This is a genomic window from Streptomyces sp. NBC_01268 (assembly GCF_036240795.1).
Taxonomy (GTDB): domain Bacteria; phylum Actinomycetota; class Actinomycetes; order Streptomycetales; family Streptomycetaceae; genus Streptomyces.
In genome coordinates, this window is the sequence record NZ_CP108454.1 from 6735641 (window position 1) to 6754634 (window position 18994).

Annotated in this window: 19 protein-coding genes; 15 read left to right on the top strand and 4 right to left on the bottom strand. The window is 72.8% G+C overall.

What is annotated here, in order from left to right:
- Positions 1 to 42: 42 nt before the first annotated feature.
- From OG309_RS30275 to OG309_RS30285, 3 genes are all read left to right on the top strand, one after another.
- Positions 43 to 1125 (top strand): FtsX-like permease family protein, encoded by a 1083-nt coding sequence (locus OG309_RS30275; protein ID WP_329425634.1) that lies wholly within the window; start codon positions 43 to 45, stop codon positions 1123 to 1125.
- Entirely contained in the window at positions 1122 to 1820 is a 699-nt protein-coding gene (locus tag OG309_RS30280) for an ABC transporter ATP-binding protein (protein WP_329425636.1), read from the top strand. The genes OG309_RS30275 and OG309_RS30280 overlap by 4 nt, the downstream gene beginning before the upstream one ends.
- Positions 1821 to 2068: 248 nt before the next feature.
- Positions 2069 to 3637 carry a trypsin-like serine protease gene (locus OG309_RS30285; RefSeq protein WP_329425638.1) on the top strand — a complete coding sequence of 523 codons (1569 nt, stop codon included), beginning with the start codon at positions 2069 to 2071 and terminating at the stop codon, positions 3635 to 3637.
- A gap of 160 nt (positions 3638 to 3797) precedes the next feature.
- Here OG309_RS30285 and OG309_RS30290 read toward each other — a convergent pair whose 3' ends face one another.
- The gene (locus OG309_RS30290) at positions 3798 to 4607 is read right to left on the bottom strand and encodes an IclR family transcriptional regulator (protein WP_329425639.1); all 810 of its coding nucleotides are present in this window, start codon (positions 4605 to 4607) and stop codon (positions 3798 to 3800) included.
- 333 nt (positions 4608 to 4940) lie between these two features.
- Here OG309_RS30290 and allB point away from each other — a divergent pair, with 333 nt between their 5' ends.
- A complete protein-coding gene (gene allB, locus OG309_RS30295; protein ID WP_329425641.1) occupies positions 4941 to 6284 on the top strand; it encodes an allantoinase AllB in 1344 nt (447 codons plus the stop codon).
- Position 6285: 1 nt separating this feature from the next.
- Positions 6286 to 7401 (top strand): allantoicase, encoded by a 1116-nt coding sequence (gene alc / locus OG309_RS30300; protein WP_329425642.1) that lies wholly within the window; start codon positions 6286 to 6288, stop codon positions 7399 to 7401.
- A 109-nt stretch (positions 7402 to 7510) separates the two neighbouring features.
- On the opposite strand, the gene OG309_RS30305 is transcribed toward alc, so the two are convergent.
- On the bottom strand, positions 7511 to 8251 hold the full coding sequence (locus OG309_RS30305) for an SDR family NAD(P)-dependent oxidoreductase (RefSeq protein ID WP_329428610.1): 741 nt from the start codon (positions 8249 to 8251) through the stop codon (positions 7511 to 7513).
- A 177-nt stretch (positions 8252 to 8428) separates the two neighbouring features.
- Here OG309_RS30305 and OG309_RS30310 point away from each other — a divergent pair, with 177 nt between their 5' ends.
- Positions 8429 to 9037, top strand: coding sequence for a dihydrofolate reductase family protein (locus OG309_RS30310; protein WP_329425644.1), 609 nt, complete (start codon positions 8429 to 8431; stop codon positions 9035 to 9037).
- Positions 9038 to 9150: 113 nt separating this feature from the next.
- Positions 9151 to 10086, top strand: coding sequence for a DMT family transporter (locus OG309_RS30315; RefSeq protein ID WP_329428612.1), 936 nt, complete (start codon positions 9151 to 9153; stop codon positions 10084 to 10086).
- Positions 10087 to 10137: 51 nt separating this feature from the next.
- Here OG309_RS30315 and OG309_RS30320 read toward each other — a convergent pair whose 3' ends face one another.
- On the bottom strand, positions 10138 to 10359 hold the full coding sequence (locus OG309_RS30320) for a hypothetical protein (protein WP_329425647.1): 222 nt from the start codon (positions 10357 to 10359) through the stop codon (positions 10138 to 10140).
- Between the two features lie 145 nt (positions 10360 to 10504).
- On the opposite strand from OG309_RS30320, the gene OG309_RS30325 reads away from it, so the two are divergent.
- The 4 genes from OG309_RS30325 to OG309_RS30340 are packed head-to-tail and all read left to right on the top strand — an operon-like array spanning position 10505 to position 14093.
- The gene (locus OG309_RS30325) at positions 10505 to 11731 is read left to right on the top strand and encodes a sensor histidine kinase (protein WP_329425650.1); all 1227 of its coding nucleotides are present in this window, start codon (positions 10505 to 10507) and stop codon (positions 11729 to 11731) included.
- The gene (locus OG309_RS30330) at positions 11728 to 12411 is read left to right on the top strand and encodes a response regulator transcription factor (protein ID WP_329425652.1); all 684 of its coding nucleotides are present in this window, start codon (positions 11728 to 11730) and stop codon (positions 12409 to 12411) included. Before OG309_RS30325 ends, OG309_RS30330 begins: the two co-directional genes overlap by 4 nt.
- Before the next feature lie 9 nt (positions 12412 to 12420).
- Complete coding sequence (locus tag OG309_RS30335; RefSeq protein WP_329425655.1) at positions 12421 to 13599, top strand: cytochrome P450 family protein; 1179 nt, start codon at positions 12421 to 12423, stop codon at positions 13597 to 13599.
- Positions 13600 to 13604: 5 nt separating this feature from the next.
- Positions 13605 to 14093 carry a PaaI family thioesterase gene (locus tag OG309_RS30340; protein ID WP_329425657.1) on the top strand — a complete coding sequence of 163 codons (489 nt, stop codon included), beginning with the start codon at positions 13605 to 13607 and terminating at the stop codon, positions 14091 to 14093.
- Here OG309_RS30340 and OG309_RS30345 read toward each other — a convergent pair.
- On the bottom strand, positions 14090 to 15088 hold the full coding sequence (locus OG309_RS30345; protein WP_329425661.1) for a Gfo/Idh/MocA family protein: 999 nt from the start codon (positions 15086 to 15088) through the stop codon (positions 14090 to 14092). The two genes, OG309_RS30340 and OG309_RS30345, sit on opposite strands and share 4 nt — an antisense overlap.
- A 203-nt stretch (positions 15089 to 15291) precedes the next feature.
- Here OG309_RS30345 and OG309_RS30350 point away from each other — a divergent pair, with 203 nt between their 5' ends.
- The 4 genes from OG309_RS30350 to OG309_RS30365 are packed head-to-tail and all read left to right on the top strand — an operon-like array spanning position 15292 to position 18993.
- Positions 15292 to 16011: a GntR family transcriptional regulator gene (locus tag OG309_RS30350; protein ID WP_402544703.1), complete on the top strand. Its 720-nt coding sequence runs from the start codon at positions 15292 to 15294 to the stop codon at positions 16009 to 16011.
- Between the two features lie 41 nt (positions 16012 to 16052).
- Entirely contained in the window at positions 16053 to 17108 is a 1056-nt protein-coding gene (locus OG309_RS30355; protein WP_443067600.1) for a sugar ABC transporter substrate-binding protein, read from the top strand.
- Positions 17105 to 18169 carry an ABC transporter permease gene (locus tag OG309_RS30360; protein WP_329425663.1) on the top strand — a complete coding sequence of 355 codons (1065 nt, stop codon included), beginning with the start codon at positions 17105 to 17107 and terminating at the stop codon, positions 18167 to 18169. Before OG309_RS30355 ends, OG309_RS30360 begins: the two co-directional genes overlap by 4 nt.
- Positions 18166 to 18993 carry an ATP-binding cassette domain-containing protein gene (locus OG309_RS30365; protein WP_329425666.1) on the top strand — a complete coding sequence of 276 codons (828 nt, stop codon included), beginning with the start codon at positions 18166 to 18168 and terminating at the stop codon, positions 18991 to 18993. The genes OG309_RS30360 and OG309_RS30365 overlap by 4 nt, the downstream gene beginning before the upstream one ends.
- Position 18994: the final 1 nt, after the last annotated feature.

Consider the following 18994-nt stretch of genomic DNA (forward strand, 5'->3'; position numbering starts at 1 on the left):
GCGCGATGCCCGGGGACGGCCCGGCCGAGCAGGCTTGGCCTCATGTTCGTGGCATGGAGAGACCTGAGATTCGCCAAAGGGCGATTCACGTTGATGGGCACGGTGATCGTCCTGATCACCCTGCTGGTGGGACTGCTGTCCGGCCTCACCGCCGGGCTGGCGCGCGAGAACATCTCCGCGATCACCGGCCTGCCCGCGGACCGGCTGGCCTTCGCGGCCCCGCCTTCGGGCCAGTCGGTCTCGTTCACCAATTCGACCGTCACCGGGAGCCAGTGGCGGGACTGGGCCGCACGCCCGGGCGTGGACAGCGCCGAGCCGCTCGGCATCCGCACCCTCAACGCCACCGCCGGCGGCCGCACGGCCGCGCTCTCCGCCTTCGGTACGGAGCCGGGCTCCGGGATCGCCCCGGAGAGCGGCAGGCTGGCCCCCGGCAAGGCGGTCCTCTCGGAGTCGGCGGCCGAGGAGCTGGACGTCCGGGCGGGCGACGCGGTGCGCCTCGGCCCCGTGCAGGCCACGGTCGCCGCGGTCTCCGGGGACGCCTCGTACAGCCACACGCCCGTCGTGTGGACGTCGCTCGACGACTGGCAGAAGCTGGGCCACAGCGGCACCACGGATCAGGAACAGGCCACGGTGATCGCGCTCAGCGGCGCCGACGTGGACTGGGCCGCCGGGGACGCGGCTGGGAAGACCTCGTCGCTGACGCCCGACGAGGCGCTCACCGCCATAGGGTCCTACCAGGCCGAGAACGGCTCGCTGCAGATGATGCGCGGCTTCCTGTTCGCGATCTCGGCGCTCGTCATAGGAGCCTTCTTCACCGTCTGGACCATCCAGCGCAGCGGTGACGTGGCCGTCCTCAAGGCGCTCGGCGCCTCCACCCCGTACCTCCTCAAGGACGCGCTGGGCCAAGCCGTGATCATGCTCGGCGCGGGCACGCTGATCGGCACCGGCCTCGCGACCGGCATCGGCGCGCTGATCAGCGGTGGGAACGTGCCCTTCGTCCTCCAGCCGCTGACCGTGCTGGGACCGGCCGCCGTGATCATCGTGCTCGGTGTGCTCGGCGCGGCGCTGTCCATCCGGCGGATCACCGCCGTCGACCCTCTGACCGCCCTTGGGAGTGCGCGGTGACCACCGACAAGCTCGTCCTCGACGACGTGACCCTGACCTACCCCGACGGCGACGGACGGCTGACCGCCCTCGACGCGGTCTCCCTGGACGTCCCCGGCGGCTCCCTGGCGGCCGTCGTCGGCCCCTCGGGCTCCGGCAAGTCCAGCCTGCTCGCGGTGGCCGCGACCCTGGTCACCCCGGACAGCGGCCGGGTGCTGGTGGCCGGCACGGACACCGGGCCGCTGAGCCCGGCGGCCAAGGCGGAGCTGCGGCGCGAGAAGATCGGCATCGTCTTCCAGCAGCCCAACCTGCTGCCCTCGCTCGACACGGTGGAACAGCTGGAGGTGATGGCGCACCTGTCCGGGCGGATGGGCCGGGAGGCGCGGCGGCGGGCCATGGAGATCCTCGACGCGGTCGGCCTCGCGGACCAGGCCCACAAGCGCCCGCACCAGCTGTCCGGTGGTCAGCGCCAGCGCGTGAACATCGCGCGGGCCCTGATGAACGAGCCCTCGGTCCTCCTGGTGGACGAGCCGACCAGCGCGCTGGACCACGAGCGGGGGGCGGCGGTCATGGAGCTGCTCGCCGGCCTCACCCGGGAGCGGGGCACCGCGACCGTCCTGGTCACCCACGACCGCACCCACCTGGACCGGGCGGACCGGGTGGTGACGGTCCGGGACGGCCGCCTGACGGAGAACACGGTCCCGGCCCAGGCCTGACCGCCGTCCCGACGGGCCGCGCCCCGCCCCCGACAGGGCGGGGCGCGGCCCGTCGGGACGGCGGCGGGGGCCGGCCGGCCCCCGCCGAGACACGTCTGAGCGGTTGCCGTGATGTGCCTGATACACGGGCGAGGCGAACCGGAGGCTCCCCGCGTTCAAGATCGTGGCCATGCGGAACGGCCCGATGCTGTTCCTCCGTACATGCCCGCCCGGCCTCATGTCCGGCGGCGGACGAACGGGAGTCACACATGCGCACATGGATGAGCCGAAGGACGGCCGCCGTCCTGACGACGGGGGCCGTGGCGATCACGAGCCTGGTCACCGCCTTGCCGGCGCAGGCCATCGTCGGGGGTACCGAGTCCACCCAGCCGTATTCGTTCATGGTCTCGCTCCAGTACGACGCTCCCCGCCCGGACGGACACCGGTGCGGGGCCGTGCTCATCGCTCCGCAGTGGGCGGTGACCGCAGGGCACTGCGCCAACACCCCGACGGGCTCGAAGGCGGGCGTTCCCCGCGGCTGGAAGGTCCGTGTCGGGTCGCTGGACGTCACCGACGGCGGCGAAGTCACCGAGGTCGACACGTTCTACCGGCGTACAGCCAAGTACGACCCCCCGGGCGAGGACATCGCGTTGCTGCACCTGCGCAACCCGGTGCGGGCCAAGCCCGTACGGCTGTCCGAGACCACGCCCGCCGTGGGCACGCCCGTCCGCATCCTCGGCTGGGGCGAGGCTTCGGACGCCTGCGGTGACTTCGACGACCCCGCGTGCTTTCCCAGCAGACTGCGCGAAGCCGACACCGAGGTCGTGCCGCTCCAGGAGTGCTGGGACGACGTCGACGCCACTTCGCCCCTGTGCGTCGGCCGCCTCGATCCTCCTGTCGGGCCGGGGATGACGGACTCGGGAGGACCTGCCCTGGTCCGGGCGGGCGGCGAGTGGGTGCTGGCGGGAACGGTCATCGGTCCCGGCATCAGGGGCGCCGACCATCCCGCTCTGTACACCGATGTCGCGAAGAACTCCGCCTGGATCGACGGCATCGTGACCGGAACCGATGTGCCGCCCTTCGACCCGATCCCGAACGTGGAGGGCGCGGCCAAGGTGGGCGACTGCCTGGGGTCCGTGGTGCGGCCCCCCACCGCGCGCCCCCAGGACCCGGCGTTGGCGCTGACCAACGGCCACTGCGTGCCGAGCGGTCGGCCCGCGCCGGGGAAGGCGTTGGTGGACCGGCCCGCCGATCTGGAGAGCCCGGTCACCATCAACGACTCCGCCGGCTACACCCGGACCACCGCCCGCGCGACCCGGCTGGTGTACGCGACGATGACGGGCACCGACATCGCGCTGTACCGGCTGGACAAGACCTACGCACAGTTGGCCGCGGAGGGCGCGAAGGTCTTCCGGTTGTCCACCACCCCGATGCGCAAGGGCGACCGGCTGTCCATGGCCTACAACGTCAACCGTCCGTCGTGCACGGTGGAGGCCGTGGTGCCGCACCTGCGGGAGGACGGCTACCAACAGGACCGCGCGGTGCGCTACGCCACCAGCGACAGCTGCGTCAGCAGGCCCGGCCACTCCGGCACCGCACTGCTGGCGTCCGACGGGGAGACCGTCGTGGGCATCAACAACACCCACAACCGCGACGGCGAGCAGTGCACCGACAACAACCCCTGCGAGGTCGGCCGGGACGGATCCGTGACCGCGGTGCGGGGCCGCAGCTACGGCCAGCAGGTCCATCAGATCGCCGCCTGCCTCACCGCGGGCTCGCGATGGAAGCCGACCCGCCCGGGCTGCGCGCTGACCGGTGCCACGGCAGGACCTCGCTAGGTCGTCTCCTTCGGATCCTGCCGGTCGGGCCCGCGGCGTCCGGTGCCGTGCATCGCGAAGCGGAGAGGCTCCCGATCACTGGACGCACTCGGGTGCCTCGACGACGCGGCGAGGTGCGCTGCCAGGCGTCGCGGGGCAGGCGGGAGTTTGACGACAGGCCCTAGCCCTGTCCGTTGCCCGCCGTGTTCGCGAGGGCCGCGGACAGCTCCTCCGCGACCTGCTGCAGGATCGGGACGATCTTCTCGGTGGCCGCCTCGGTGACCCGGCCGGCCGGGCCGGAGATGGAGATCGCCGCCGCGGTGGGGGAGTCGGGGACGGAGACCGCGAGGCAGCGGACTCCTATCTCCTGCTCGTTGTCGTCGACCGCGTACCCCGTCTCCCGCACCGCCGCCAGCGCGTCGAGGAAGCCCTCGGGCGTGGTGATGGTCTTCTCGGTGGCGGCCGGCATGCCGGTACGGGAGAGCAGCGCGCGCACCTCGTCCGCCGGGGTGTACGCGAGCAGTGCCTTGCCGACGCCGGTGGAGTGCGGCAGCACCCGGCGGCCGACCTCGGTGAACATGCGCATGGAGTGCTTGGACGGCACCTGCGCGACGTACACGATCTCGTCGCCGTCGAGCAGCGCCATGTTCGCCGTCTCGCCGGTCTCCTCGACGAGCCGGGCCAGGTACGGGCGGGCCCAGGTGCCGAGCAGGCGGGAGGCGGACTCGCCGAGGCGGATCAGCCGGGGGCCGAGCGCGTACCGCCGGTTGGGCTGCTGGCGTACGTACCCGCAGGCGACGAGGGTGCGCATGAGGCGGTGGATGGTGGGCAGCGGGAGCCCGCTGCTGGCGGAGAGCTCGCTCAGCCCGACCTCGCCGCCGGCGTCGGCCATCCGCTCCAGGAGATCGAAGGCACGCTCGAGGGACTGGACGCCACCGCTCGCGGCGGCGGGCTTGGCGGCGTCGGTGGTGCTGGCGCTGGACGTCGGCACGGCAACGGTCCTTTCGGGGCAGGCGGGCAAGGCAGCAGCCTACCGGGCGGGTGGCCGGGACACACGGTCCGGTTCTGGCGTCCGCGCCGGTCAGGGGGGTGTTTGTCCGGTGTCGGAGGCCTCCGGGAGGCGTCCTGGTCGACCTCGCATGTGCAGAGCTACGTTCTACTGTACGAAATTTACATTCCACTCTGTGGAAACATCCAAGGCGGGTTCAAGAGCGGCCCATGCTGGAAGTGTGCCCTTGACGACATGTCGTCTCGCGTGAAGACTCCTTCAACAGTTCGTTGAATTTCTGCTTCGTGGAAGAAGTTCGTGGAAGAAGGGGTACGGGTGGACGTCAACCTGGTCCTGCGCTCGACGCGCGTCATCACTCCCGAGGGGACGCGCGCCGCGTCGATCGCCGTCGCCGGCGGGACGATCGCGGCCGTGCTGCCGTACGACGCCGAGGTACCGGCCGGTGCCCGGCTGGAGGACGTCGGCGACGACGTCGTCCTGCCCGGACTCGTCGACACCCACGTCCATGTGAACGACCCCGGTCGCACCGAGTGGGAGGGCTTCTGGACCGCCACCCGCGCCGCGGCCGCCGGCGGCATCACCACCCTCGTCGACATGCCGCTCAACTCGCTGCCGCCCACCACCACGGTCGACAACCTGCGCGTCAAGCAGGAGGTCGCCCGCCCCAAGGCGCACGTCGACACCGGCTTCTGGGGCGGCGCGCTGCCGGACAACGTCAAGGACCTGCGCCCCCTGCACGACGCCGGGGTTTTCGGCTTCAAGTGCTTCCTCTCGCCCTCCGGCGTCGACGAGTTCCCTCAGCTCGACCAGGACCAGCTGGCCGCCTCGCTCGCCGAGATCGCCGGCTTCGGCGGACTGATGATCGTCCACGCCGAGGACCCGCACGAGCTCGCCGCGGCCCCGCAGATGTCCGGCGGCAGGGCCGTCGAGTACGCGGCCTTCCTCGCCTCCCGGCCGCGCGTCGCCGAGAACACCGCGATCGAGAACCTGATCAACCAGGCCCGCCGCCTGGGCGCCCGCGTCCACGTGCTGCACCTCTCCTCCTCCGACGCGCTGCCGCTGATCGCCGCCGCCAAGGCCGAGGGCGTCCGCATCACCGTCGAGTCCTGCCCGCACTTCCTCACCCTCACGGCCGAGGAAGTCCCGGACGGCGCCACCGAGTTCAAGTGCTGCCCGCCGATCCGCGAGGAGGCCAACCAGGACCTGCTCTGGCAGGGCCTCGCCGACGGCACCATCGACTGCGTCGTCTCGGACCACTCGCCGTCCACCGCCGACCTCAAGACCCCCGACTTCGCCTCCGCCTGGGGCGGCATCTCCTCCCTCCAGCTCGGCCTGCCGGCCATCTGGACCGAGGCGCGCCGCCGCGGCCACGACCTCACCGACGTGGCCCGCTGGATGTCCGAGGCGCCGGCGCGGCTCGCGGGCCTCGGGCAGAAGGGCGCCATCGAGGCCGGCCGCGACGCCGACTTCGCCGTGGTCGACCCGGACGCCACCTTCACCGTCGACCCGGCGGAGCTCCAGCACCGCAACAGGGTCACCGCCTACGCGGGCCGCACCCTGTACGGCGTCGTCACCTCCACCTGGCTGCGCGGAGAGCGGATCGCCGACCGCGGCACCCTCGCCGAGCCCTCCGGCCGCCTCCTCGAAAGGACCAACTGACGTGTCGTCCATACCCCGCTTCACCGGTGACGCGAGCCCCTACGGCGGCGGTGACCCGTACGCCGACTACCGCACGGCGGACTTCCCCTTCACCCAGTACGCCGACCTCGCCGACCGGCGACTCGGCGCGGGCGTGACCGCCGCCAACGACGAGTTCTTCGCCGAGCGCGAGAACCTGCTCAAGCCCGAGGCCGCCGAGTTCGACCCCGAGCACTTCGGCCACAAGGGCAAGATCATGGACGGCTGGGAGACCCGCCGCCGCCGCGGCGTCTCCGCCGCCGTGCCGCACCCCACCGAGGACGACCACGACTGGGCCCTGGTGCGCCTCGGCGCCCCCGGCGTCATCCGCGGCATCGTCGTCGACACCGCCCACTTCCGCGGCAACTACCCGCAGGCCGTCTCCGTCGAGGCCGCCTCGGTCGCCGGCTCGCCCTCGCCCGAGGAGCTGCTCGCCGACGACGTGAAGTGGACGACGCTCGTCCCGCGCACCGCCATCGGCGGCCACGCCGCCAACGGCTTCGCCGTCGACGTGGAGCAGCGCTTCACCCACCTGCGGGTCAACCAGCACCCCGACGGCGGCATCGCCCGCCTGCGCGTCCACGGCGAGGTCGCGCCCGACCCGCGGTGGCTCGGCGTGCTCGGCACCTTCGACCTCGCGGCCCTGGAGAACGGCGGCCAGGTCGAGGACGCCTCCGACCGCTTCTACTCCCCGGCCACCAACACCATCCAGCCCGGCCGCTCGCGCAAGATGGACGACGGCTGGGAGACCCGCCGCCGCCGTGACAAGGGCAACGACTGGATCCGGTACAGCCTCGCCGCCGAGTCCGAGATCCGCGCCGTCGAGATCGACACCGCCTACCTCAAGGGCAACAGCGCCGGCTGGGCCGCGCTCTCCGTGGCCGCCGAGGGCTCCGAGGACTGGACCGAGATCCTGCCCCGGACCCGCCTCCAGCCCGACACCAACCACCGCTTCGTGCTCGACGTGCCGGCGGTCGGCTCGCGGGTGCGGATCGACATCTTCCCGGACGGCGGCATCTCCCGCCTCCGTCTCTTCGGTTCGCTCACCGAAGCGGGCACGGCGCGGCTGACCGCCCGCCACCAGGAGCTGGGCGGCTGACGCCACCCCTGAAGACGACCGGGTGGGCACGACACCCCACCCGGCGGCACACGAGGGCGCACCGACCCGACAGCACCGGTGCGCCCTCGTGCATTTCCCCGCGCCTTCCCTACGCCGCGTGCCCGCCGTCCACCGAGAACTCCGCGCCCGTCACGTACGCCGCGTCCGGGCCGGCCAGGAACGCGACCATCGCCGCGACCTCCTCGGCGGTGCCGAAGCGGCCGAGGGCCGTCATCCGTGCCTGGGGCTCCGCGTACGGGCCGTCGGCCGGGTTCATGTCGGTGTCCGTCGGGCCCGGGTGGACGATGTTCGCGGTGATGCCGCGGTCGCCCAGCTCCCGCGCCAGCGCCTTCGTCAGTCCGACCAGTGCCGCCTTGCTCGTCGCGTACAGCGTGCCGCCGGGGCCCGGGACCCGCTGCGTCATGCAGGTGCCGACCGTGACGATCCGTCCGCCCCGCGCCATCCGCGCCGCGGCCGCCTGCGAGGCCAGGAAGGCCGCGCGGACGTTCACCGCGAGCACCCGGTCCACGTCCGCCAGGGTCAGTGACTCCAGGGGGCCGAGCACCCCGACGCCGACGTTGTTGACGAGCACGTCGAGCCGCCCGAGGGCGTCCGCCGCCCATTCCACCGCGCCGGCCGCGTCACCCGCGCTCGCCGCGTCGGCGCGCAGCGCCAGCGCCTTGCCGCCCGCGGACTCGACGCGCGCGGCGACCTCGCGGGCCCGCTCCTCGCCCTGGACGTAGGTGAAGGCCACGTCCGCGCCCTCCCGGGCGAACCGGACGGCCGTCGCCGCCCCCACGCCCCGGCTGCCACCGGTGACCAGTACCGCCTTGCCGCTCATGCCGGCCATGTCGCACTCCTTCTCGACCATCGCTTGTCCTCGTGTCGTTGCGAGTTCAATCAAACGCGGGGCGCGGTTCCGGAGCTGGCGGGAATCGGACGGCGAGGCGATCACCGATGAGTTCCGCCGGGCGGCGCGGTCGACAGGGGTGAGACACGATGGTCCGGAAGAGAAAGGGCACCTGTCATGGCCACCCTGAGCCTCACCCAGTTCCTCACCCTCGACGGCGTCCACCAGGCCCCCGGCGGCCCCGAGGAGGACACCAGCGACGACTTCGACCTCGGCGGCTGGTCCGTCCCGTACGGCGACGACGACTTCGGGCGCTTCGTCACCGAGGTCTTCGAACGGCCCACCGCCTTCCTGCTGGGCCGCCGCACGTACGACATCTTCGCGGGCTACTGGCCGAAGCACACCGACCCGGACGACCCGATCGCGAGCAAGCTCAACGACCTTCCCAAATACGTCGCCTCGCGCACCCTGACCACCGCCGAGTGGCACGACACCACCGTGCTCTCCGGCGACGTGGCCCAGGAGGTCGCCGCGCTCAAGGAGCGGCTCGACGGCGAGATCCAGATGCACGGCAGCGCCGGCCTCGCCAAGACGCTGATGGAGCACGACCTCATCGACACCCTGCACCTGGCCGTCTTCCCCGTCGTCCTCGGCAAGGGCCTCCGCTTCTTCGCGGACGGCGCCACGCCCAGCGCCTTCCGGCTCACCGGCGCCCGCACCACGGCCGCCGGCGTCGCCATCCAGACGTACGAGCAGGCGGGACGCCCCACGTACGGGAGCTACTGAGCACGTCGCCGCTGACAAGGTGTAGCCACCACGGGCCGCTTTGGATACGGTGAGCCTCCCGCGTGCGAGCCGTCGAAGTCTCCACCCCGTTCATCGAGTTGGAGACGGCTGCCATGTCCTCCTTCGCCGTACCCGCACCCCTCGACGCCCCGCGCCGCGCCTGGCTCACGGACCTGCCGGTCCTGCTGGTCGCGGTCGTGTGGGGCGCCAGCTACCTCGCCGCCAAGGGCGTCACCACCACCCACACCGTCATCGCGGTGCTGGTCCTGCGGTTCGCGGTGGTGCTGCCCGTCCTGGTGGCGGCCGGACGGCGCAGGCTGCGGGCCCTGAGCGCCGCCCAGTGGCGCGGGGCGGGGACGCTCGGGCTGATCCTCGCCGGGATCTTCCTCCTGGAGACGTACGGGGTCGTCCACACCTCCGCCACCAACGCGGGCCTGATCATCAGCCTCACCATGATCCTCACCCCGCTCGCCGAGGCCGCCGTCACCGGCACCCGGCCGCCCCGCGCCTTCCTCGCCGCCGCCGCGCTCTCCGTCGCGGGCGTGGTGCTGCTGACGCAGGGCGGCGGCTTCACCGGGCCCACCCTCGGCGACCTGCTGATGCTGCTCGCGGCCCTCGCCCGCACCGTGCACGTCCTCGCGATGTCCCGGATCAAGGCGGTGCGGAGCGCGGACTCCCTCTCCCTCACCACCGTCCAGCTCGGCTCCGCCGTCGCGGTCTTCGCCGTCCTGGCGGCACTGCCGGGCACCGGGGCCTCGCCCTGGTCCGTGGCGCTCGGCTTCGGGCCCCGAGAGTGGGCCGGACTGCTCTTCCTCTCCGTCTTCTGCACGCTCTTCGCCTTCTTCGTGCAGATGTGGGCCGTACGCCGCACCTCGCCGTCCCGGGTCAGCCTGCTGCTCGGCACCGAGCCGCTGTGGGCCGCCGCCGTGGGCATCGCCCTCGCCGGTGACCGGCCCGGCACCCTCGGCCTCGCGGGCGCGGTCCTGGTCCTGGCCGGCACCACCTGGGGCCGCCGGGCCGCCGACGCAGCCGACACCGCCGCGCGGTAGCGCCGACGGCGGACGGCCGAAGGCGGCCGGGCCGGTGTCGGACGTCAGGCGTCAGGACTTGGGGACCCGGTCCGACACCACCATGATCACCAGGCCGAGGGCCGCGATCACGATGTTCGCGAACAGCTCGCGGCCCTCCAGGAACCACACGTGGTCCGTCAGGAACCGGGTCACCCCCATCAGCTTGAACCAGCCGTCGGTGAGCTCGCGGACCACTCCGCACACGCCGAAGACCATGACCAGAAAACCCGTGACCTCAAGAAACCTCTTCATGCCCCGAGCATGATCCACACGCGCTGCGGGCCGCGTCGGCCACCGGTATCCCGCCGTACGACCGAAGTCGACGCCCGTACGACTTTGGTATCCGACCGGCCGTTCCGGCCCGCGTCCACCGCCCCCGCCTGCGTACATTTCCGGTATGACACGCACGGCACGCCCGGAGCGGCACACCTGGCTGCTCCCCTCCCACCTCGTCCAGGCCGCCGGGACCGAGACGCCCGGGCGCGGCCGGCCGCGGCGCACCGTGCGCGACTGGATCGTCGACACGACCCTCTTCCTGCTCGCCGCCTTCGTCGGGCTGCTCGCCGCCGAGACCAGCCTCAAGTACAGCAGCGAGTCGGTCGCGCTCACCGACCAGGTCGTCGGCGGCCTGGCCTGCTGCGCCCTCTGGCTGCGCCGCCGCTGGCCCGCCGGGCTCGCCGTCGCGCTCTCCGCCGTCAGCATCGTCGCACCCACCGCGAGCGGCGCCGTCCTCGCGAGCCTGTTCAGCGTCGCCGTACGGCGCCCCTTCCGGGAGGTCGCCTGGATCGGAGGCCTGGCCACGGCCGCCTCCGTCGTCCAGGTCTTCGTCCGGCCCGACCCCAGCGTCAACGTCGTCGTCGCCATCGGCCTCGGCGTCGTCCTGATCCTCCTCGTCACCGCCTGGGGCATGCTCGTCCGCTCCCGCCGCCAGCTCGTCGAGGCCCTGCGCGACCGGGCCCTGCGCGCCGAGGCCGAGGCCGAACTGCGCTTCGAGCAGGCCCAGCGGCTCGCCCGGGAGGCCATCGCCCGCGAGATGCACGACGTCCTCGCGCACCGGCTCACCCTGCTCAGCGTGCACGCCGGCGCCCTGGAGTTCCGGCCCGACGCCCCTCCCGAGCAGGTCGCCCGCGCCGCCGGCGTCATCCGCGACAGCGCCCACGAGGCCCTCCAGGACCTGCGCGAGATCATCGGCGTCCTGCGCGCCCCGGGGGAGGAGGCCGCGGACCGGCCCCAGCCCACCCTCGCCACCCTCGACGCCCTGGTCGACGAGGTCCGCGAGGCCGGCATGCGGGTCGTCCTCGACACCACCGTCACCGATCCCGGATCCGTCCCCGCCTCCACCGGGCGCACCGTCTACCGCATCGCCCAGGAGGCCCTGACCAACGCCCGCAAGCACGCCCCCGGCGCCGAGGTCACCCTCACCCTGCGCGGCCGCCCCGGCGAGGGCCTGACCGTCGAGGTCCGCAATCCCGCCCCCACCGGCCCCGTCCCGGAGGTCCCCGGCTCCGGGCAGGGCCTCATCGGACTCACCGAACGCGCCACCCTCGCCGGTGGCCGGATGGAGCACGGACCCGCCCCCGACGGAGGGTTCGCCCTGCGCGCCTGGCTACCGTGGCCCGCATGACCATCCGTCTGCTCATCGTCGACGACGACCCGCTGGTCCGCGGCGGCCTGGCCCTGATGCTCGGCGGCGCCGAGGACATCGAGATCGTCGGCGAGGGCGCCGACGGATCCGAGGTGCCCGAGCTCGTCGAACGGCTCGCCCCCGACGTCGTCCTCATGGACATCCGCATGCCGCAGGTCGACGGCCTCACCGCCACCGAACGGCTGCGCGCCACGAGCGGGGCCCCCGAGGTCGTCGTCCTCACCACCTTCCACGCCGACGAGCAGGTGCTGCGGGCGCTGCGGGCCGGTGCCGCGGGCTTCGTCCTCAAGGACACCCCGCCCGCCGAGATCATCACCGCCGTCCGCCGGGTGGCCGCCGGCGACCCCGTGCTCTCCCCGGCCGTCACCCGCCAGCTGATGAGCCATGTCGCCGTGCAGGCGCAGGAACCGCCCCGCCGCGCCACCGCCGCCGAGCGCCTGGCCCTGCTCGCCGACCGCGAGCGCGAGGTCGCCGTCGCCGTCGGACAGGGCCGGTCCAACGCCGAGATCGCCGCCACCCTGTACATGAGCGTCCCCACCGTCAAGACGCACGTCTCGCGGATTCTGGCCAAACTCGGCCTCAACAACCGTGTCCAGATCGCGCTGCTCGTCCACGACGCCGGACTTCTCGATCTTCACGACGGCGAGCGCGATGCATAGGCTTGAGCGATGTCCGTCATCGATCTGGGGGAGTACGGCGCGGACTTCACCGCGAACCCGTACCCGTATTACGCCAAGCTCCGCACGCAAGGGCCCGTCCACGAGGTGCTGACGCCGGACGGCATGCCGGCCTGGCTGGTCGTCGGGTACGAGGAGGCCCGCGCCGCCCTCGCCGACCAGCGCCTCTCCAAGTCCTTCTCCGCCTTCGGCATGCCGCTGCCCGAGGAGGAGATCGTCGGGCCGAACCTGCTCATCGTCGACCCGCCGGACCACACCCGGCTGCGCAAGCTGGTCGCGGGCGAGTTCACGGGCCGCCGGGTCGAGGCCCTGCGCCCGCGCATCCAGCAGCTCACCGACGAGCTCCTCGACGCGATGGAGCCGGACGGCCGCGCCGACCTCGTCGACTCCTTCGCCTTCCCGCTGCCCATCACCGTCATCTGCGAGCTCCTCGGCGTCCCGGCCGCCGACCGCGACTCCTTCCGCGCCTGGTCCAACGAGCTCGTCGCGCCGACCGGCGCCATGACCGACCGGGAGGCCGTCGAAGGATTCGGCGGCTACCTCGACGCGCTCATCGAGGACAAGCGGGCCGCGGGCCCCGCCGACGACCTGCTCTCCGCGCTCATCACCACCCGCGCCGAGGACGGCGACCGGCTCTCGCTGCCCGAACTCCGGGCCCTCGCCTACCTGCTGCTCATCGCGGGCCACGAGACCACCGTCAACCTGATCTCCAACACGGTCCGCGCCCTGCTCACGCACCCCGAGCAACTGGCGGCCCTGCGCGCGGACTCAGGCCTGCTCGACGGCACGATCGAGGAAGGGCTCCGCTACGACGGCCCGGTGGAGAGCGCGACCCTCCGCTTCGCCCCCCAGGCGCTCACCCTCGGCGGCGCGGAGATCCCCGCCGGCGCCATCGTCCTGATCGGCCTCGCCGCCGGAGACCGCGACCCGGGCCGCTTCCCGGAGCCGGACCGCTTCGACATCCGCCGCGACCCGCGCGGCCACCTGGCCTTCGGCCACGGCATCCACTTCTGCCTGGGCGCCCCGCTCGCCCGCCTGGAAGGCAAGATAGCCGTTCGGACACTCCTCGAACGCTTCCCGCGGCTGGAAATCGACCCCGAGGCAGGGTCGCTGGAGTGGCTCCCCGGCATGCTGATCCGCGGCACCCGCCGCCTGCCGGTCGTATGGTGACGCCCATGAGCACCGCCGCGAGCGCCGGAGGCCCCGGCGCCTTCGACCTGCACATGGCGCAGAAGGTCCTGGACGCCCAGCCCTTCAGCCGGCTCCTCGGCGCGAGGATCACCGCCTTCGGCGAGGGCGGGGCGATCCTGGAGCTCGACATCCGCGAGGAGCTGCACCAGCAGAACGGGTTCGTCCACGGCGGGGTCCTCTCCTACGCCGCCGACAACGCCCTCACCTTCGCGGCGGGCGCCGCCCTGGGCCCGGCCGTCCTGACCGCGGGCTTCTCCATCCAGTACGTCCGCCCGGCGCGCGGCACCCTGCTGAGGGCCCGCGCCTCGGTCGTGCACGCCGGCCGCCGCCAGGCGGTCGTCCGCTGCGACCTGCTCACGGTGGCGGCCGACGACTCGGAGACGCTGTGCGCGGTCGCCCAGGGGACGGTCCTGTCGACGGCCGCCCAGGCAGCGCCCGAAGTCTCCTGGTCCCCTAGGGGACCAGGAGACTAGGGGACCTCCGCCAGTGGCACCACGCGCCGCTCCCGCCGCGACCGCTCGCACGCCTCCGCGACGCGCAGCGCGGCGAGCGCCTCGGCCCCGTCGCAGGGGTTGTCCCGCTCGCCGCGCACCACGCGGACGAACGCGTCCAGCTCCGCCTCGTACGCCGGCGTGAACCGGTCGAGGAAGCCGCTCCACGGCTTGGCGGGCGGGCGCGGGCCCAGCGGCTCGACCGACTCGACCGGGGTCCGCTCGTCCCACCCCACCGCGATCTGGTCCAGCTCGCCCGCCAGCTCCATCCGCACGTCGTACCCGGCCCCGTTGCACCGGGTCCCGGTCACCGTCACCAGCGTCCCGTCGTCCAGGGTCAGCAGCGCGGCCGCCGTGTCCACGTCCCCGGCCTCCCGGAACATCGCGGGCCCCGCGTCCGACCCGGTCGCGTACACCTCCACGACCTCCCGGCCGGTCACCCAGCGCACGATGTCGAAGTCGTGCACCAGGCAGTCCCGGAACAGCCCGCCCGACTGGGGCAGGTACGCGGCGGGCGGCGGCGCCGGGTCGGAGGTGGCCGCGCGGACGGTGTGCAGGCGCCCGAGTCGTCCGTCGAGCACGGCGTCCCGCGCCGCCCGGTACCCGGCGTCGAACCGGCGCATGAACCCCAGCTGCAGCTCGGTGCCGGCCGCCTCGACCGCCCGCAGCGCCTCCAGCGTCCCCGGCACGTCCAGGGCGATCGGCTTCTCGCAGAAGGCCGGGAGGCCCGCCGCCGCGGCGCGCCCGATCAGCTCCGCGTGCGCGGCGGTGGCCGACGCGATGACCACGGCGTCCAGCGGGTGCCCGAGCAGGGCGTCGACGGACGGGGCCGCGTCGGCCCCGAGCGCCCCCGCCACCCGGGCCGCCCGCACCGCGTCGGCGTCGGCCAGGACGAGCGCCTCGACCTCCGGATGCCGGGCGAGCACCCCCGCGTGGAAGGCCCCGATCCGTCCCGTGCCGATCAGTCCGATGCGCATGGCCCCAAGGTGGTGCGGAACGGACCCCCTGTCAAGGAAATGTCAGGACAACAGGACGCCACGCCTTCCCGGGGCCGACCCCCGGGGCTACGCTCCCGGACGTGCTTCCCCAGCCGCCGCAGTCCCCACCTCCCTCACCTCCCTCATCGCCCCCACCCCCCGCACCGGTTCCGTCTCCGTCCCCGGCGTCGCTCCCGCTGTCCGTGGACCGCGCCAGCCCGGTGCCCCTCTACTTCCAGCTCGCCCGGCAGCTCCAGGCGGCGATCGAGAACGGCGCGCTGACCCCGGGCACCCTGCTCGGCAACGAGATCGACCTCGCCACGCGCCTGGGCCTGTCCCGGCCCACCGTCCGCCAGGCCATCCGGTCGCTCGTCGACAAGGGCCTCCTGGTGCGCCGCAGGGGCGTGGGCACCCAGGTCGTGCACAGCACCGTCCGCCGCCCGCTGGAGCTGAGCAGTCTCTACGACGACCTGGAGGCGTCCGGGCAGCTGCCCGCCACCCGGGTCCTGGCCGACCGGCTCGAACCGGCGGGCCCACGGGCCGCCGCCGCCCTCGGCGTCGCGGAGGGCACCGAGGTGCGCTACCTGGAGCGGCTCCGCTCCGCGCACGGCGAGCCCCTCGCGCTGCTGCGCAACCACCTCCCGGCCGACCTGCTCGACGCGGACGCCGAGCGGATCGCGGAGACCGGCCTCTACCGGCTGCTGCGCGCCGCCGGGCTCACCCTGCACAGCGCCCGCCAGACCGTCGGGGCCCGCGCCGCGGAACCGGCGGAGGCGGAGCCGCTCGGCGAGCTCCCGGGCGCCCCGCTGCTCACGATGGAGCGCACCACTTTCGACGCGACGGGCCGTGCGGTGGAGTTCGGTTCCCACCTCTACCGGGCCTCGCGTTACTCCTTCGAGTTCCAGTTGCTGGCCCGTGGGTAGGCCCCCTGAAGATCCGCGCGACCCCCATGACCGATACTGCAATGCACGCAGAAGGACACAAAGGAGGGCACGGCCTCGTGACCAGGGTTCCTAATGGAGGGGTACGCGCGGCCATCGGCGCCGTGCTCGCGGTGGCGCTGACCGCCGCGCTCGCGGGATGCAGCAGCACCGGCGGCAAGCGCGCGGAGGACGCCCGCAAGGCGGCCGCTGCCCAAGGGCGGGCAGCGGTGGACACCCCCCGCTGGACCTTCGCCATGGTCACCCACTCGGGCGATGGGGACACGTTCTGGGACATCGTCCAGAACGGCGCCAAGCAGGCCGCCGTCAAGGACAACATCAACTTCCTCTACGCCCACAGCGACGAGGCGCAGCAGCAGGCCCAGCTCATCGACTCGTACGTGGCGAAGGGCGTCGACGGGCTCATCGTCACGCTGGCCAAGCCGGACGCGATGAAGACGGCCGTGGAGAAGGCCGTGAAGGCCGGCATCCCGGTGATCACGGTGAACTCCGGCGCCGACGCCTCCAAGGCCTTCGGCGCCCTCACCCACATCGGCCAGGACGAGACCGTCGCGGGCGAGGCGGTCGGCGACGAGCTGGACGAGCGCGGCCGCAAGAAGGCCCTGTGCGTCCTGCACGAGCAGGGCAACGTGGGGCACGAGCAGCGCTGCGCCGGGGCGAAGAAGACCTTCGGCGGCGACCTGCAGAACCTCTACGTCGACGGCACCAACATGCCCGACGTACAGGCCTCCATCCTCGCCAAGCTGCAGTCCGACCCGTCCATCGACGCCGTCGTCACCCTCGGCGCGCCGTTCGCCGACGCCGCCGTCCAGGCGAGGAAGAGCGCGGGCAGCAAGGCCGAGGTGGAGACCTTCGACCTCAACGCCAAGGTCGCCGACGCGCTCGCCGCCGGCACCCTGGGCTTCGCCGTCGACCAGCAGCCGTACCTCCAGGGGTACGAGGCCGTCGACCTGCTCTGGCTCTACCGCTACAACGCCAATGTCCTCGGCGGCGGCAAGCCGGTCCTGACCGGCCCGCAGATCATCACCAAGGACGACGCCGCCGCGCTCAAGGGCTACACGGAGCGGGGCACCCGATGAGCGCCGCCGCCCCGCCACCGGCGCCCGCCGACGGCCTGGACCACGTCGACGAGCGGCTGCTGCGCACCTCGCCGATGAAGAAGCTGCTGGCCCGCCCCGAACTCGGCTCGGTCGTCGGCGCGCTCGCCGTCTTCGTCTTCTTCTCGCTGGCCGCCGACAGCTTCGTGCGTGCCGCCAGCCTCGGCACCGTGCTCTACGCGGCCTCCACCATCGGCATCATGGCCGTGCCGGTCGCGCTGCTGATGATCGGCGGCGAGTTCGACCTCTCCGCCGGTGTGCTCGTCACCAGCTCGGCGCTGATCTCCTCGATGTTCAGCTACCAGATGACCGCGAACGTCTGGGTCGGCGTCGGCGTCTCGCTGCTCGTCACCCTCGCCATCGGCGCGTTCAACGGCTTCATGCTGACCCGCACCAAGCTGCCCAGCTTCATCATCACGCTCGGCACCTTCCTCATGCTGACCGGCCTGAACCTCGGCTTCACCAAGCTGATCAGCGGCACGGTCTCCACCAAGTCGATCGCCGACATGGAGGGCTTCCCCTCCGCCAAGAAGCTCTTCGCCTCGACCTGGACCGTCGGTGGCGTCGAGCTCAAGGTCACCATCCTGTGGTGGATCGGCCTGGTGGCCGTCGCCACCTGGATCCTGCTGCGCACCCGCTTCGGCAACTGGATCTTCGCGGTGGGCGGCGGCTCCGACGCGGCCCGCGCGGTCGGCGTCCCGGTCTTCAAGACCAAGATCGGCCTCTACATGGGCGTGGCCTTCTGCGCCTGGATCTCCGGCCAGCACCTGCTCTTCTCCTTCGACGTCGTCCAGTCGGGCGAGGGCGTCGGCAACGAGCTGATCTACATCATCGCGGCCGTCATCGGCGGCTGTCTGATCACCGGCGGCTACGGCTCCGCGATCGGCTCCGCGGTCGGTGCCCTCATCTTCGGCATGACGAGCAAGGGCATCGTGTACGCGGAGTGGAACCCCGACTGGTTCAAGTTCTTCCTGGGCGCCATGCTGCTGCTCGCGACCCTGCTGAACGCCTGGATCCGCAAGCGCGTGGAGGCCGCGAAGTGACCACGGAACCCACCCCCGCCGGCGGCTCGCCCGCTCCCCTCGTGGAGCTCGACGACGTCAGCAAGTACTACGGGAACATCCGCGCCCTCGAAGGGGTGTCCCTGGAGGTCCGCGCGGGCGAGATCTCCTGCGTCCTCGGCGACAACGGCGCGGGCAAGTCCACCCTCATCAAGATCGTCGCCGGTCTGCACCGGCACGACGGCGGCACCTTCCGCATCGAGGGCGAGGAGGTCGAGCTCGCCAACCCGCGCGACGCCCTGGACCGCGGCATCGCCACCGTCTACCAGGACCTGGCCGTCGTCCCGCTGATGCCGGTCTGGCGCAACTTCTTCCTCGGCTCCGAGCCCACGAAGGGCAAGGGCCCCTTCAAGCGCCTCGACGTCGACCTGATGCGCGCCACCACCCGTACCGAGCTGCTGCGCATGGGCATCGACCTGCGCGACGTCGACCAGCCGATCGGCACCTTGTCGGGCGGCGAGCGGCAGTGCGTGGCCATCGCCCGCGCGGTCCACTTCGGCGCCAAGGTCCTCGTCCTCGACGAGCCGACGGCCGCGCTGGGCGTCAAGCAGTCCGGGGTCGTCCTGAAGTACGTGGCCGCCGCACGTGACCAGGGCCTCGGCGTGGTCCTCATCACCCACAACCCGCACCACGCGTACCTCGTGGGTGATCGTTTCGTGCTGCTGAAGCGCGGTGTCATGGCGGGCAGCCACACCAAGGACTCCGTCACGCTGGACGAGTTGACCCGCCAGATGGCCGGTGGCAGCGAGCTGGAGGACCTGCGCCACGAGCTGGAACGCCCGTCCGGACCGCCCTCCGCTTCGTAAC